15 protein-coding genes and 2 pseudogenes are annotated in these 15,183 nt (G+C 68.3%); 5 read left to right on the forward strand and 12 right to left on the reverse strand.

Annotated features, from left to right (window positions below; genetic code table 11):
- From A5709_RS15575 to A5709_RS15610, 8 genes are all read right to left on the reverse strand, one after another.
- Positions 1-868, reverse strand: an 868-nt coding sequence (locus tag A5709_RS15575) for a DUF6779 domain-containing protein (protein ID WP_369827340.1), incomplete at its 3' end; no start/stop codon positions are given.
- 86 nt (positions 869-954) lie between these two features.
- Positions 955-1,431: a DUF3180 domain-containing protein gene (locus A5709_RS15580; RefSeq protein WP_067948846.1), complete on the reverse strand. Its 477-nt coding sequence runs from the start codon at positions 1,429-1,431 to the stop codon at positions 955-957.
- A complete protein-coding gene (gene folK / locus A5709_RS15585) occupies positions 1,431-1,979 on the reverse strand; it encodes a 2-amino-4-hydroxy-6-hydroxymethyldihydropteridine diphosphokinase (protein WP_068120662.1) in 549 nt (182 codons plus the stop codon). The genes A5709_RS15580 and folK overlap by 1 nt, the downstream gene beginning before the upstream one ends.
- Before the next feature lie 76 nt (positions 1,980-2,055).
- On the reverse strand, positions 2,056-2,457 hold the full coding sequence (gene folB / locus A5709_RS15590) for a dihydroneopterin aldolase (protein WP_067948842.1): 402 nt from the start codon (positions 2,455-2,457) through the stop codon (positions 2,056-2,058).
- The gene (folP, locus tag A5709_RS15595; RefSeq protein WP_197520160.1) at positions 2,450-3,340 is read right to left on the reverse strand and encodes a dihydropteroate synthase; all 891 of its coding nucleotides are present in this window, start codon (positions 3,338-3,340) and stop codon (positions 2,450-2,452) included. The genes folB and folP overlap by 8 nt, the downstream gene beginning before the upstream one ends.
- Positions 3,294-3,908: a GTP cyclohydrolase I FolE gene (folE, locus tag A5709_RS15600; RefSeq protein WP_067948838.1), complete on the reverse strand. Its 615-nt coding sequence runs from the start codon at positions 3,906-3,908 to the stop codon at positions 3,294-3,296. Before folE ends, folP begins: the two co-directional genes overlap by 47 nt.
- A 16-nt stretch (positions 3,909-3,924) precedes the next feature.
- Entirely contained in the window at positions 3,925-6,285 is a 2,361-nt protein-coding gene (ftsH, locus tag A5709_RS15605; protein WP_067948836.1) for an ATP-dependent zinc metalloprotease FtsH, read from the reverse strand.
- A gap of 264 nt (positions 6,286-6,549) precedes the next feature.
- Positions 6,550-6,966, reverse strand: coding sequence for a VOC family protein (locus A5709_RS15610; protein ID WP_068120679.1), 417 nt, complete (start codon positions 6,964-6,966; stop codon positions 6,550-6,552).
- 132 nt (positions 6,967-7,098) lie between these two features.
- On the opposite strand from A5709_RS15610, the gene A5709_RS15615 reads away from it, so the two are divergent.
- Genes A5709_RS15615 through A5709_RS15625 form a run of 3 tightly spaced genes read left to right on the forward strand, consistent with a single transcriptional unit; the run spans position 7,099 to position 10,264 of the window.
- Positions 7,099-8,067 (forward strand): alpha/beta fold hydrolase, encoded by a 969-nt coding sequence (locus A5709_RS15615; protein ID WP_156768069.1) that lies wholly within the window; start codon positions 7,099-7,101, stop codon positions 8,065-8,067.
- Entirely contained in the window at positions 8,064-9,251 is a 1,188-nt protein-coding gene (locus tag A5709_RS15620; protein WP_067948834.1) for an LLM class flavin-dependent oxidoreductase, read from the forward strand. Before A5709_RS15615 ends, A5709_RS15620 begins: the two co-directional genes overlap by 4 nt.
- On the forward strand, positions 9,251-10,264 hold the full coding sequence (locus tag A5709_RS15625) for a zinc-binding dehydrogenase (protein WP_068120664.1): 1,014 nt from the start codon (positions 9,251-9,253) through the stop codon (positions 10,262-10,264). The genes A5709_RS15620 and A5709_RS15625 overlap by 1 nt, the downstream gene beginning before the upstream one ends.
- A gap of 4 nt (positions 10,265-10,268) precedes the next feature.
- Here the strand turns inward: A5709_RS15625 and A5709_RS15630 are convergent, their stop codons facing one another.
- From A5709_RS15630 to A5709_RS28840, 4 genes and pseudogenes are all read right to left on the reverse strand, one after another.
- Complete coding sequence (locus A5709_RS15630) at positions 10,269-10,553, reverse strand: WXG100 family type VII secretion target (protein ID WP_067948830.1); 285 nt, start codon at positions 10,551-10,553, stop codon at positions 10,269-10,271.
- Between the two features lie 29 nt (positions 10,554-10,582).
- On the reverse strand, positions 10,583-10,879 hold the full coding sequence (locus tag A5709_RS15635; protein ID WP_066955551.1) for a WXG100 family type VII secretion target: 297 nt from the start codon (positions 10,877-10,879) through the stop codon (positions 10,583-10,585).
- Positions 10,880-10,952: 73 nt separating this feature from the next.
- Positions 10,953-12,050: a PPE family protein gene (locus tag A5709_RS15640; RefSeq protein WP_068120666.1), complete on the reverse strand. Its 1,098-nt coding sequence runs from the start codon at positions 12,048-12,050 to the stop codon at positions 10,953-10,955.
- Positions 12,051-12,749: 699 nt separating this feature from the next.
- Positions 12,750-13,031, reverse strand: a pseudogene (locus A5709_RS28840) (PE family protein); the annotation flags it as partial.
- A gap of 173 nt (positions 13,032-13,204) precedes the next feature.
- Here A5709_RS28840 and A5709_RS15650 point away from each other — a divergent pair.
- Positions 13,205-13,555 (forward strand): hypothetical protein, encoded by a 351-nt coding sequence (locus A5709_RS15650; protein ID WP_067947277.1) that lies wholly within the window; start codon positions 13,205-13,207, stop codon positions 13,553-13,555.
- Between the two features lie 38 nt (positions 13,556-13,593).
- Positions 13,594-15,171, forward strand: a pseudogene (locus A5709_RS15655) (DUF222 domain-containing protein).
- The last annotated feature ends 12 nt before the right edge of the window (positions 15,172-15,183 follow it).

Here is a 15,183-nt window from a genome sequence, read left to right on the forward strand (position 1 = left end):
ACGCACCCGCGGGCTGCCAGCCCTGCGCTTGCGGCTGAGGCGTCGGCTCCGGCTGCGGCGCCGGCTCCGGCTGCGGCGGTGGCGGCGGCTGCTGGCGAGGTTCGAATCGCGCCTCCGGCGGGGGCGGCGCGGCGCTGTACGACGGCTCCGGTTGGGGCGGCGGCCCGGGCTCTTGCGGCGCTTCGTACTGGTGACGGACCCGCTCGCGGCGGGGCTGCGCCTGCCGGGGCGGCAACAGCGGTTCCTCGGGCACGTCGATGATCGCCGTTTCGTCGGCGCGGCCCGCGGGGGTTTCCTGGGGGACGGAGGTGACCCGGTCGCTGGCGACCCAGTCGTAGGGCGCGTCACGCGGGGTTTCGCCGTTGCGGTCCCACTCGCTGTACGCGCGCTCGCGTGGCGCCTCGGTCTCCGGGGTCTCCAGGGCCGGGCGGTGAGCCAGGTCGGTGTCGAACAGGATCTCCAGGCTGGTGCGCAACGCGCTCAACTCCGCCCGCAGCTCGGCCAGGTCGTCGGCGGCCTGAGCGCGCAGCTCGGAAGCCAATTCGCGGCGCAGTTGGGACTCCACGGTCAGTTCGTACTCGCGGCGGGCCGAGATTTCGCGATCCAGCTGCAGGTCGTACACCAGCTTGAGGTCGCGCACGCGGGATTGATCCGCGTCGCTCTGGCGGCGGTACAGCACCGAGACGAAGGCACCGGCGACTGCGGCCCACAGCGCCAGGATTACAGCGAGCTTGAGGAGTTCCACCCGATTGGTGAAAACCAGCGCGGAACTGGCCCCCATCGCGAGGACCAGCAACGCGGTCAAGAGCACCCACCCCGGCCTGCGGCCGCCGCGCCGAACCCGGGCGCCGCGGGACAGAACGGTCATGGCCTGACTGTACCTGCGCGAGGTCATTCCGCGTGTCGCCCTACTCCGGCGATTCTCGCGCGGGTTGGCCGGGGGGCACGACTGGGCTAGTTTTCGGCGCCTTCGCCGTGCTCGGTCTGATCGGGCGGCGACTTGCAGCAATGCTGCAGCCACAGCGCGGCGACGAGTAGTGCCAGCGCGCTGACGGCCGCAACCACGGCGCCGCTCGTGTCCTCGGCGGCCGAACGCAGCCAGGACCGCCGCGGCAGGAAATACACGAGCACTCCGACCCACCAGCCCAGCACCAGCGCGCCCACCCAGGCCGACGCCTTGGCGACCATGAGGCTGCGCGCCACCGCCAGCGGATGCAGCCAGCCGGGGCCGACGCCGATTTCGCCGTCGGTGATCTTGGTCCGCACGTGGCGCGCCCACAGGGCTTCCGCGATGGCCACCGCCAGTAGCGACAGACCTGTCCAGACCGTGATGGGCGGAAACCACCGATAAAGGGCGGTCACCAGCAGATAACCGACCACCGCAGCGCCGACCACCGCGGCCGTGAGGTCACGTTTGCGGGTCGGGCCCATCAGGTGTCCGGTTCCGGATCGGCCGGGGGACTGCCCGCCCGCTCGAGCGTGAGGCTGGTCAGCCGGACGCTTTCCCGGTCGGCCGGTTCCAGTTCGGCGAGCAGGCTCGCGACCGGTCGCGGCCCCTCGCCGACGGTCAGCTGGGCATCGGGGTCGATGGCAAGCCACGGGATCATGACGAAGGCCCGCAAATGGGCCAGCGGGTGCGGCAGCGTCAGGTTGTTCTCGCGGGAGACCACCTCCGTCTCGCCGTAACAGGCGATCAGGTCGACGTCGAGGGTGCGCGGGCCCCAACGCTCGCCGCGCACGCGTCCCGCCGCCCGCTCGAATTCCTGGGCCCGGCGCAGCCAGCACTGCCCGTCGCACGCCGGATCGTTGGCGATCAGCACCGCGTTGAGAAACGGTGCCTGATCGATCCGGCCCCACGGATCGGTCTCGTACACCGGGGATACCGCCAGCACCTTCTCGCCCAGCCCGTCGACGACCGACTGCAGACGCGCCAACCGGTCGCCCAGGTTGGAGCCGATGGACAGCACCACCCAAGTCATAGGCGCCGCTCTCCCCCGCAAGCGGGCGGTACCCCCATGACCCCGGCTAAGCCGGCGTCATCGTCGTCGTCGCGGGTCATAGGCGCCGCTCCGCCGGGACCACCGAACCGCGACCGCCGCGCCGCGACCGCCGCACCACCACCGCGACGTCGGCGAACTGCTGCGGGATCGGGGCCTGCGGCTTGTGCACCACCACCTCGACGGCATGCACTCTGTCGTCTTCCATCACCCGGTCGGCGATCTCGCCCCCGACCGCTTCTATCAAGTTGCGCGGCGGCCCGGCCACCACGTCGGCCGCCAGTTCGGCCAGGGCGGCGTAGTCGTAGGTGTCGGCCAGCTCGTCGCTGGCCGCGGCCCCGGCGAGGTCGATCCACACCGTCATATCGAGAACAAAGTCTTGCCCGTCCGCCCGCTCGTGATCGAAAACTCCGTGTCGTCCACGAATCGTCAACCCCCGCAATTCGATTCGATCAGCCATCGTCTCCAGCCGTCTGCTGCGCTTCCTGCGTCCAGGCCCCCACCACCTTGAGGGCGTCGGCCGTGGCCCGCACGTCGTGCACGCGAACACCCCACGCCCCGTACAGGGCTGCCAGCGCGGAGATCACCGCCGTCGCCGTCTCACGACCCGCGGGGGGGCGCGGCGAGCCATCCGGCCCGGCTAACAACGTACCGAGGAACCGTTTGCGCGATGCGCCCAGGAGCACCGGGATTCCGGTGGCGACCAGCTGCGGCAACGCACGCAGCAGCGCCCAATTGTGTTGACCCGTCTTGGCGAACCCGAGTCCCGGGTCGATCACGAGGTTGGCGGCGTCGACGCCCGCGGCCACCGCGGCGTCGACGCTGGCGAGTAGCTCGCCGCGCACTTCGGCGACCACGTCGTCGTAGTGCGGGGCCGCATGCGGGCGCTCGGCCGACACGGACCGCCAATGCATCAGCACCCAGGGCACCCCGGCGTCGGCCAGCAGTGGCGCCATCGCGGGATCGGCGCGTCCCCCCGACACATCGTTGACGATCCGCGCACCGTTCTGCAGCGCCGCTCGCGCGACGTCCGCGTGCATGGTGTCGATGCTCACCGTGATTCCCTCCGCCACAAGCTCTTTGACGACAGGGATCACCCGAGAGATCTCGACCCGGGAGTCGATCCGGGTGGCACCGGGCCGAGTCGACTCCCCCCCGACATCCACGATGTCCGCGCCGTCGGCGGCGAGTGCCAGTCCGTGCGCCACCGCGTTGCCGGTGTCGAGATAGCGGCCGCCATCGGAGAACGAGTCGTCGGTGACGTTCAGGACTCCCATAACCCGCACAGGCGCCGACTCACTTACGCAGGATGAGATCGAGGGCTTCGGATCGGGAAGCGGCATTGGTCTTGAAAAGTCCACGCACCGCCGAGGTCGTCGTGGTCGCACCGGGCTTGCGAACCCCGCGCATGGCCATGCACAGGTGCTCGGCCTCGATCACGACGATCACGCCCCGCGGATTGAGTTTCTTCATCAGGGCGTCGGCGATCTGGCTGGTCAGCCGTTCCTGCACCTGCGGCCGCTTGGCGTAAAGGTCGACCAGCCGCGCGATCTTCGACAGCCCGGTGACCCGTCCGTCGGCGCCGGGGATGTAGCCGACATGGGCCACACCATGGAAAGACACCAGGTGGTGCTCGCAGGTGGAGTACAGCGGGATTTCCTTGACCAACACCAGCTCGTCGTGTTCCTCGTCGAACATCGTGTTGAGCACGCTGTCGGGGTCGGTGTAAAGGCCGGCGAACATCTCCTGGTAAGCGCGGGCGACACGAGCCGGCGTTTCCCGCAGGCCGTGGCGGTCCGGATCCTCGCCGACCGCGTACAGCAATTCGCGAACCGCGGCTTCGGCACGCGCCTGGTCGAACACCCGGATGGCGGTAGCGGCGGTGTCCGGCCCCAAATCCGTCACGGCCATCGAATCCTCCGTTCGTTCAGCCGTGAGCCGGTGGGTTGGACCGGCTCACGTCGTCGTCCTGCTGTTCGGGAGACTTTCCGCCGTTGGGGTCGGGCAGCCCGGGCGGCGGGTAAGGCGGATACGGCGGGTAGGGCGGCTGCGCCTGACCCTGCTGATTTTGGTGACCCGGGTGGCCCGGGTAGTTCCCCGCCGGCTGCGGCCAGTACGGCTGCTGCGGGGCTTGGGGCGGCGGATACCAGTGATTCGGTTGCTGACCATGCGGCGGCCAGCCGGGCGCATGCCAACCCGCCGGCGCACCGTAGTCCGGCTGGGTGGGGCCGTGTGGCACGCCCGGACGCGCCGCCGCCCCTTGAGAACCGTTGCCGCCGTTGTTGTTTCGGTCGGCTTCCGCGGCGGCTTGGCTGGCCCGCGCGATGGCCGCCTTGAAGGCCGGTTCGGGAACCGGTGGTGGCCACGGCTCGCCGCGCTCGATCGCCAATTCGCCGGGCGTCTTGATCGGCGGCTTGTCGGACGGGATGCGGCCACCGAAGTCGTCGAACATGGTGAGCCGGGGCCGCTTTTCGACGTCGGCGAAGATGCCCTCCAGCTCGGCCCGGTGCAGGGTCTCCTTCTCCAGTAACTGCCCGGCCAACGTGTCGAGCACGTCGCGGTATTCGGTGAGGATCTCCCACGCCTCGGTGTGGGCCGCCTCGATGAGCTTGCGGATTTCGTCGTCGATGTCGCGGGCGACCTCGTGCGAGTAGTCGGCCTGCGTCCCCATCGTCCGGCCCAGGAACGGGTCGCCGTGCTCGGTGCCGTACTTGACCGCGCCCAGCTTGGAACTCATGCCGAACTCGGTGACCATCGCGCGGGCCACCTTGGTGGCCTGCTCGATGTCGGACACCGCGCCGGTCGTCGGCTCCCGGAACACCAACTCCTCGGCCGCACGACCGCCCATCGCGAACACCAACTGCGCGATCATCTCCGAACGCGTCCGCAGGCCCTTGTCTTCCTCGGGCACCGCCACCGCGTGCCCCCCGGTACGCCCGCGCGCCAGGATCGTTACCTTGTAGATCGGTTCGATGTCCGGCATCGCCCAGGCGGCCAGGGTGTGCCCACCCTCGTGGTAGGCGGTGATCTTCTTTTCCTGCTCGCTGATGATGCGGCCCTTGCGGCGCGGCCCGCCGATCACCCGGTCCACCGCCTCCTCCAGGGCGGCGCCGGTGATGACGGTGCCGTTCTCCCGGGCGGTCAGCAGCGCAGCCTCGTTGATGACGTTGGCCAGGTCCGCACCGGTCATGCCTACGGTGCGCTTGGCCAGGCCGGCCAGGTCGGCGTCCGGACCGATCGGCTTGCCCTTGGAATGCACCTCCAGCACCGCGCGGCGGCCCGCGAGGTCCGGGTTGGACACCGGGATCTGCCGGTCGAAGCGGCCGGGCCGCAACAGCGCGGGGTCGAGGATGTCGGGGCGGTTGGTGGCCGCGATCAGGATGACCCCGGCGCGCGGGTCGAACCCGTCCATTTCGACCAGCAACTGGTTCAGCGTTTGCTCGCGCTCGTCGTGGCCGCCGCCGAGGCCGGCGCCGCGCTGGCGTCCCACCGCGTCGATCTCGTCGACGAAGATGATGCACGGGTTGTTCTGCTTGGCCTGCTCGAACAGGTCGCGAACCCGTGACGCGCCGACGCCGACGAACATCTCGACGAAGTCCGAGCCGGAGATGGTGAAGAACGGAACTCCGGCTTCCCCGGCCACGGCACGGGCCAGCAGCGTCTTTCCGGTCCCGGGCGGGCCGTAGAGCAGCACGCCCTTGGGGATCTTGGCGCCCAGCGCCTGATAGCGGCCGGGGTTCTGCAGGAAGTCCTTGATCTCGTAGAGCTCTTCGACGGCCTCGTCGACGCCCGCGACGTCGGCGAACGTGGTCTTGGGCATGTCCTTGTTGAGCAGCTTTGCGCGGGATTTGCCGAAGCCGAAGCCCATTCGGGCGCCGCCCTGCATGCGGGAGAACATCACGAACAGGCCGACCAGCAACAGCAACGGCAGGACGTAGACCAGCAGCTCGCCCAGGATGCTGCCCTGGTTGACGACCGTGCTGACCTTGGCGTTTTTAGCGCTCAGCGCGTTGAACAAATCGACGGCGTACCCGCTCGGGTACTTGGTGATGACCTTGTCCGAGTTGTCGGTGTCGCCGTTGCCCTTTTTCAGGGTCAGCCGCAGCTGCTGCTCGCGATCGTCGATCTGCGCGCTCTTGACGTTGTCGCCGTTGATCTGCGCCACCGCCACCGACGTGTCAACGGGCTTATAGCCGCGAGTGTCGTCGCTGAAGTAGAAGAACGACCAACCGAGCAGCACCACGACTGCAATCGCCGTGATGGTGCGAATAACGTTTTTTCGGTTCATCAATCATCGGCCTCGCCGGCCAGGTCCTTCCCCGATATACACGCAGCTAGAAAAGTCCAGGTTACCGCTAGTGGCGATCGCCAGCTCCGGCAGAGCCGGAGCGCAGCGGGTCGCCACCGTTGTCGTAGTGGTCATCGTCAGCCCGGCCGAGCCGGTGCTGGGGGTTGCCACCATTCTGTGGATATAACGACCGGGGGTTCCCTCCGGGCACGCCGAGCGTCGCGCCAGCGTGACGTTCGGTGGGTGGACCTGTCGGGTCTCCCATCATTCGTAATAGCGGGCCTCCACCACGTTGCCGTCCGGATCGGTGAAGTAGTACCCCTGCGGCGCCCAGCCGCGGGCGCCGTAGGTGCGACCCAACCGCGCGCTGGTGTCCACTCCCTCGGCTTGTAGGCGCTCATCCAGCGCCTCGTACTCGGCCTTCGACAATGCGAGGCAAACGTGATTCACCGGGTGCCCGGCGCTGCCCCGCGTCCGTGTCATCGACTCGGTGGCATCGGCGGCGGCATGCGGCATCAGGTCGATGATCGAGTCCTCACACACCCGCACGCTGGGGAACGGCGCATCGCCGGCCTCGAACTCGGCAAACCGGACCGGCCCCAAGCCAACCACCCTGGTGTAGAAATCCATCGACGCACGCGGATCTCCCGTCCATAGGACGACGTGGTCGAGCCGCTTCATCTCCGGGTTCACCTGCTTTCGGTCGTGTGAGCACTCACGGCGATATCTACCAGGGACCAAAGCCATTGGAATGCAAATCGCGATCAAACGCGAATACTTCTCAGCCCGCGGGCGGTGTGCTTTGGTGACAGGGTGCTCAAATCAACCGAACGGTTAGTCGAGACCAACGGTGTGCGGCTGCGGGTTGTCGAGGCGGGAGAGCGCGGCGCGCCAGTGGTGATCTTGGCCCACGGCTTTCCCGAGCTGGCCTATTCGTGGCGCCACCAGATACCGGTCCTCGCCGAGGCCGGCTACCACGTGCTGGCACCGGACCAGCGCGGCTACGGCGGCTCCTCGCGCCCGGACGCCATCGAGGCTTACGACATCCACCAGCTGACGGCCGACCTGGTCGGCCTGCTCGACGATGTCGGCGCCGAACGCGCCGTCTGGATCGGACACGACTGGGGCGCCGCCGTGGTGTGGAATGCGCCGCTGCTGCACCCGGATCGGGTCGCGGCCGTCGCCGGGCTCAGCGTCCCGGCCGTGCCCCGCTCGCACGTCGCGCCGACGAAGGCGTGGCGCAAGATGCTCGGCGACAAGTTCTTTTACATCCTGTACTTCCAGGAGCCCGGCGTCGCCGACGCGGAGCTCAACGGTGATCCCGCCCGCACGATCCGCCGGATGCTGGGCGGCCTGCGCACGTCGGGCGACCCGCTCTCCGCGGCACGCATGGTGGCGCCCGGTCCCGAGGGATTCATCGATCGCCTTCCCGAACCGGATCGGCTGCCGGACTGGCTCAGCCAGGACGAGCTCGACCAATACATCAGCGAGTTTTCCCGGACCGGATTCACCGGCGGCCTGAACTGGTATCGCAACTTCGACCGCAACTGGGAGACCACCCCTGAACTCGCCGACGCGAAAATCACTGTGCCGGCGCTCTTTATCGGTGGGACGGCCGATCCGGTGTTGACGTTCACCCGCGCCGACCGCGCGTCGCAGTTGATCACCGGCCCCTACCGTCAGGTCATGATCGACGGCGCGGGGCACTGGCTGCAGCAGGAGCGCCCGAACGAGGTGAACGCGGCCCTACTGGACTTCCTCAACGAATTGGAGCTGCGATGAGCGCCCCCCTGCGCTTCGGTGTCTTCATCACACCGTTTCACCCGATCGGCCAATCGCCAACGGTGGCCTTGGAATACGACATGGAACGCGTGGTCGCGCTGGATCGCCTCGGCTTCGACGAAGCGTGGTTCGGCGAGCACCACTCCGGTGGCTACGAACTGATTTCCTGCCCCGAAGTTTTCATCGCGGCCGCGGCCGAGCGGACGAAGCACATCCGGTTGGGCACCGGAGTGGTTTCGCTGCCCTACCACCATCCGCTGATGGTGGCCGACCGCTGGGTGTTGCTCGACCACCTCACCCGCGGCCGGGTCATGTTCGGCACCGGCCCGGGCGCGCTGCCCTCGGACGCCTACATGATGGGCATCGACCCGGTCGATCAACGACACATGATGCAGGAGTCGCTGGAAGCGATCCTCGCGCTGTTCCGCGCCGGGCCCTCCGAGCGGATAGACCGCCATGCCGACTGGTTCACCCTGCGTGACGCGCAGTTGCATATTCGGCCCTACACCTGGCCCTACCCCGAAATATCCACGGCGGCAATGATTTCGCCGTCCGGGCCGCGGCTTGCGGGTACGCTGGGCACGTCATTGTTGTCGCTGTCGATGTCCGTGCCCGGCGGCTACGCCGCTCTGGAAACCACCTGGGACGTGGTGCGCGAGCAGGCCGCCAAAGTCGGCCGGGACGAGCCCAATCGGTCCGACTGGCGTGTTCTGAGCATCATGCACATCGCGGACAGCCGCGAGCAGGCCATCGACGATTGCACGTACGGGTTGCAGGATTTCGCCAACTACTTCGGCGCCGCGGGTTTCGTCCCGTTGGCCAACGCCGTGGAGGGCGCCCAGACGCCGCATGAGTTCGTCGAGGACTACGCGGCCAAGGGTAATTGCTGCATAGGCACCCCCGACGACGCGATCGCCCACATCGAAGACCTGCTCGACCGCTCAGGCGGGTTCGGCACGCTGCTGATGCTGGGCCACGACTGGGCATCACCCGAGGCGACGTACCACTGCTACGACCTGATGGCGCGCAAGGTGATTCCCCATTTCAAGGGCCAGCTCGAGGCGGCGCGTTCGTCGCACGACTGGGCCAAGGGCAACCGCGACCAGTTGATCGGCCGAGCGGGTGAGGCCGTGGTCAAAGCCATCACCGAGCATGTCGAGGAGCAGAAGGGCGGGCAAAGCTGATGCGCGCCGCGGTACTGCGAGACGGACGGATGGTCTACCGGGACGACGTGCCGGAGCCCGTGCCCGAGGCAGGGCAGGTGCTCGTCGGCGTGCGGGCGTGCGGGATCTGCGGGTCCGACCTGCATTTCGCCGCTCACGGCGCGCAGGTGCTGGAAATGAGCAACCGAGTGGCCGCCGGTGCGGGCGGCATGCACGTCGACCTGGACCACGACGTCTTCATGGGACACGAGTTCAGCGCCGAGGTGCTCGAGGCCGGACCCGACACCGAAACCCACCCGCCGGGAACGCTGGTCACCTCGCTTCCGGTCTTGCTGTCCGCCAAGGGCGTGGAGCCAATCGTGTACAGCAACAGCACAATCGGCGGCTACGCCGAACGAATGCTGCTCTCGGCGCCGCTCCTGCTGCCCATCCCGAACGGCTTGGACTTCAAACATGCGGCCCTGACCGAACCTATGGCGGTGGGGTTGCACGCCGTCAACAAGTCCAACATTGCGCCCGGCGAGACGGCGCTGGTCATCGGCTGCGGTCCGATCGGCATCGCGATCATCGCGGCGCTTCGTGCGCGTGGCGTCGAAGACATTGTCGCGGCGGATTTTTCGCCGAAGCGGCGCGAACTCGCCACCGCCATGGGCGCCCATCGGGTGCTCGATGCCGCACAGGGTTCGCCGTTCGACTCGGTCAAACCCGCGGTCATGTTCGAGGCGGTCGGAGTGCCGGGGATCATCGACGACGTGTTGCTTCGGGCCCGGCCCGGCGCCCGGTTGGTAGTGGCCGGTGTGTGCATGCAGCCCGACACCGTGCATCCATTCTTCGCGATTGCCAAAGAGATCAGTGTTCAGTTCGTACTCGCCTACACCCCGGAGGAGTTCACCGACTCGCTGCGTGCGCTGGCCGAGGGCGACATCGACGCGACCCCGCTGATCACCGGCGAGGTCGGCCTCGACGGGGTCGGCGCGGCCTTTGACGACCTCGCCGACCCCGAGCGACACTGCAAAGTCCTCGTCACTCCTTAGGTCGTCAGGCCCAGCTGGAGCCGACGGCGCTGTCGGTGCTGGCCATGTTGCTGCCGGCGCTCTGCACCTTCTGCCCGTGCGCGTTGGCCTGCTCGTAGATCACCTGGAAGTTGCGGCCCAACTGGGTGATGAACTCCTGGCAGGCCACCGAACCGGCGCCGCCCCAGAAGTCCCCGGCCGCAAGCACATCGCGGATGATGGCCTGGTGCTCGGCCTCCAGAGACGCGGCCTGGGCGCGGATCAAGGCACCGTGGGCGTCGACATCGCCGAACTGGTAGTTGATGGTCATCGTTGATCGTCTCCTGTGTTGTTGGTGGGCTAGCTGCCCAGGATCTGTTGTGACGCCTGCTCTTGTTGCTCGTAGTTGTTCGCGTCGCGAACCAGCCCGTCGCGGACGCCGTGCAGCATGTTGACGATGTTGCGGAATGCCTGATCGACCTGGCCCATGGTGTCGTACGAGGTGGCCTGCGCCTGACCGCTCCAGCCGGAGCCGGCGATGTTCATCGAGGATGCCCACATCTTGCGAGCCTCGTCCTCAACCGTCTGGGCGTGCACCTCGAAGCGGCCCGCCATCGCCCGCATTTCGTGCGGGTCGGTCATGAATCGTGTTGTCATTACATGTCTCCTTCGAAAGTTGTTGTCACGTTGGAAGTTCGGCTACCGAAGCGTTCAGACTTTCTCCTTCCCGTCATCCGACCACGCGCGGCAATACGCTGGCGGGAGCCGGCATGGTGGCGCCGAATCCCCGCATCTCCATGCCACCCGTTTGGGCCGCGGAGCTATGCGGGGGTCTCAGCATCCGAGCCGCCGCGCCGGCGCCCGCCAAGGGAGCACCGGCCGGTGCGGCGGCCTCGGGGGTCGCCGCGGTCCAGCTCGGCGGCACCGAAAGACCTCCGACCGGAGCGGCCTGCCCCATTGCCGCCGACGGCATCAGCCGCGCCGGCGCCATCCGCTCCGGTGCAGTCATCAAGGGTTCGGCGGGGATGAAGCGTGCGGGCATCCCAGCCGGGGAAAATGCCCCGGATGCGGGCATGGCGCTCGCGAATCCCGCAGTGGGCGCGGCCATCCCGGCCACTCCCGACATGGCGGCGCCGCCAGCCTGCCCGAACGGCATGCCGAGCAGGTCGGAAAAACTGCTGACCGCCGATGGGAAGCTGCTGGCCAGCGACGACGCGGACGAATTGAGCGTTGACGGCAGCCCCATGGTCGCTTGCATGTTGGCCTCACCCGCCGCCATGGTGCTGGCCGCGACTCCGCCGGGATTGGTGGTGGGCGGGGCGACCATCATGGGCGCCAGCATGGCCGCCGCCGCAGAGGAGCCGGCGTAGGCGTACATGGCCATCGCGTCCTGGGCCCACATCTCGCCGTACTGCGCCTCGGTGGCCGCGATCGCCGGTGTGTTGATGCCCAGGAAGTTGGTCGCGATGAGCTGCATCAGCAAGGCGCGGTTGGCTGCGATCGCCGGCGGGGGCACGGTGGCCGCAAACGCCACCTCGTGCGCGACGGCGGCTGCGGTCGCCTGCATCCCCGCCTGCTCGGCCTGCGCCGCCGTGGCGTGCATCCAGGCCACGTATGGGGCTGCGGCGGCCGCCATCGCTTCCGACGAAGGGCCCTGCCAGGCGGCATCGGTGAGCTCGAGGATCACCGTTCCGTAGCTCGTCGCGGCTGAACGCAACTCCGCGGCGAGTCCCTCCCACGCCGTCGCCGCCGCCAGCATCGACACCGGGCCCGGGCCCGCGTACATCAGGCCCGAATTGACCTCCGGGGGCATCGCACCGAAATCCATGACTACCTTCCTTTTCTCTATGTCGTTTCGCTATGCCAGCGCCGGCAAGGGCTTCGGGCCGCCAGCAGCTTTGAGGGCCGGGTGCGCCTGCACGACGTGTTCACCGGGCATGCCGGTGGGCAGGTGCATTGGGGCGACGTGCTCGGCGGGCAAGGCGGTCGCGAGCGGCATCCGGTGGATGGGCGCCGTCGGCGCCAACTGAGAAGGCGAAACATGTTGGCCCGCACCCAAATCGGCCCGCGCGACGTGCTCCGCGGGCGCCGGGTGGGCGGGCGCCACGCGTTCGACATGCTGGGCCGGCGCCATGTGCGCCGGGTGGGCGACGTGCTCGACGGGAGCCGCCGGGTGGGCGCCGTAATTGGCGTTGGCGTAGCCGCCGTGCCGCAGTGTCATGTGGCGGCCGTAGTTGGCATTGGCGTAGCCCCCATACCGCGGTGCCATGTGGCCGCCGTAGTCGCCACCGCCATAGCCGCCGCCCCCTTGCCAGCCCGCGCCGACGGGCGTCGCCGCCGCCTGGGGTCCGGGCGCGGCGGGGCCCGAGCCGAACGGGGCACCGGGCGTCGACCGGCCGGGTGCGGTCGGGGTCACGCGGCGCGGCGCAGGGGGCGAAACGTGAGCGGGCGCGGCGGGTGCCGGGCGGGCGGGCGCAACAGGGGCCATACGCGGGGGCGCCAAGTGCCCGCCCGCCATCTGTGTCCGATTGGCGGCTTCGGCCCCCGCATACGAATCGGCGCTTACTCCCAGAGCGCTGACGAACTGCTCGTGGATCATGCTGGCCTGGGCGCTGATCGCCTGATACTGCTGGCCGTAGCCGGCGAAGCTGGCCGCCGTCACCGCCGAGACCTCGTCGGCGGCCGCCGGGACGACTCCCGTGATCGAAAACGCGGCCGTCGAGTTGGCCGCGGCGACGGCCGAACCTATCGCCTGCAGCTGGCCCGCCGCGGCCAGCAGCAGGTCCGGCTGTGTGGTCACGAACGACATGTGTCTTCTCCTCATGGAATGCCTGGATCTGGGGTGTCTCGTCGTGCTTCGTGAGACTATGTCATAAATTATGAATCTCTGTCTAGTCGTAGGTCTTGATTTCTATTTTTGATCTTTGAACTCGCGTATCTGGATACTTTGCCCGTCTTTCGGCACCGCGTTACTCTGGACGGATGCCACGCACTAACGCCGCAGGCTGGGGACTGAAGCGCCTGCTCGAGGCGACGCTGAACCGCGACATCACCGTCGAGCAGTTGCGCGACGCCTGTGGCGTCACCAAAGGACGCTGGTACGGGGGCGCCGGCCGCGCGAACGCGGACGATTTCCCCGACGCCGAGGAGGCCAGGCGCGCCGCGCACTCGTTCGGACTCAGCGCAACGTGGCTACAAGTCGAACTGGGCCTGATCACGCCCGAAGATGTGCATGCGGCGTTGGGTGACGGGCAGCCGCTGGACCCGTTCCGCGCCACGACCCGGCAGCGAGTGTTGATGCCGAACCCCACGGCGGAGGGCTCGGGCGACTGAGTCGCTGCTTGTCAGTACCCGGACATACAATCGAACACATGTTCGAGATGCCGCCGGATCCCGCCGCCATGGTGGAGCTGATCGAGTCGTCGCACCGGCAGGAATCCATCTTGGTGGCCCGCCGGCTGGCCGCGGTAGCGGCATTGCTGCGGCATCGGGTGGCGGCTGCCGAGCGGCCCGAGCGACCCCAGGAATACGCGGCAATCGACGGCTTCGAGCAGACCGCTGCCGAGGTCGCCGCCGCGATGAACCTCTCGCCCGTAGCGGCGAGCTATCTGGTGTCGTACGCCGAGGCTCTGGACGCCAGGCTGCCGAAAGTTGCGGCCCTGCTCGCGGCGGGCCGGACGGACTGGCGCACCGTGCGCTTGATCATCAGCCGTAGCGATCTGGTCACCGACGAGAAACTGATCACGAAGATCGACCAGTCGCTGGCCGAACGCATCGGCAACTGGCACGGCTGGTCGAAGCAGCGCATCATCAACGCCGTCGACGCCGCCGTGCGAGCCACCGACCCCGACGCCGCCCGTGAGCGCCGCCTTGCGGCCGAAAGCGACCGTCACATCGCGATCAGCACCAAAGCGGATGGGATGGCCGACGTCTACGGGTCGGTCGCCGCCACGGCTGCAGCCGCCTTTGACCGGCGGCTCTCTCAGCTCGCCAAGCAGGTGTGCCCCTCGGACCCGCGGACACTGGATCAGCGCCGGGCCGACGCGCTTGCGGCGCTGGCCGAGGGTCGCGAGCTGGCCTGCACCTGCGGACAACCGGAGTGCCGCTACCGGGTGAGTGACCATGCCGGAACCGGAGCGCAGGTGGTCATCAACGTGGTGGCCAGCGACCGGACCGTCGATTCCGATGGCGCCGAGCCCGGCTACCTGGAGGGCTACGGCGTCATCGACGCCGAGCAGGTGCGCCAGTTGGCCGCTGCCGCATCCTTACTCGTCGCCGATCCGGTGACGAGTCCGGTCGAGGCCCTGCGCTATCAACCGACCGCCGCCCTGGAGCGGGCCGTCCGGTGCCGCGATCTCACCTGCCGCTTCCCCGGGTGCAGCCGCCCGGCCGTTGTCTGCGACCTCGACCACACCATTCCGTTCAACCACCGCAATCCTGCTGCGGGTGGGCTAACCGTCGCGGACAACCTCAAATGCCTCTGCCGACAACATCATCGAATCAAAACCTTCGGCGGGTGGCGCGATAAGCAACTCGCCGACGGCACCGTCATCTGGCTGTCCCCCACCGGGCGGACCTATCGCACATCGCCCGCCGGCTCCGACCTCTTCCCCCCCACCCGCGCCCCCGCCTGCGCGCCCGAGTGATTCGCGCGCTTCGTTGCCGCGATCTGCTTCTTGTGCTGGGCATCGGCGGCGCGCAACCACAACCGCGTGCAGCGGCCCATCAACGAAGCCAGGCGAGCGCTCGAGGAGGCCCGCCGGCAGGAAATCGCGGCGCGCAAATTCCGTAACCACATGCGCGACATGCTCTTTGCGTTCAAAGGCACACCGAGCACCAGCCCCTTCTGCACCTGGGTGAATGACGCCAAAGAGCCCGAAGAACTACCGCCGGACTGGACTCCCGACGGACCGGCCGTGAAACCCGTGCCGGACGATCCACCCTTCTGACGCGCTGGGCGG

This window comes from Mycobacterium sp. E1386 (assembly GCF_001672745.1).
In the GTDB taxonomy this organism is placed as follows: domain Bacteria; phylum Actinomycetota; class Actinomycetes; order Mycobacteriales; family Mycobacteriaceae; genus Mycobacterium.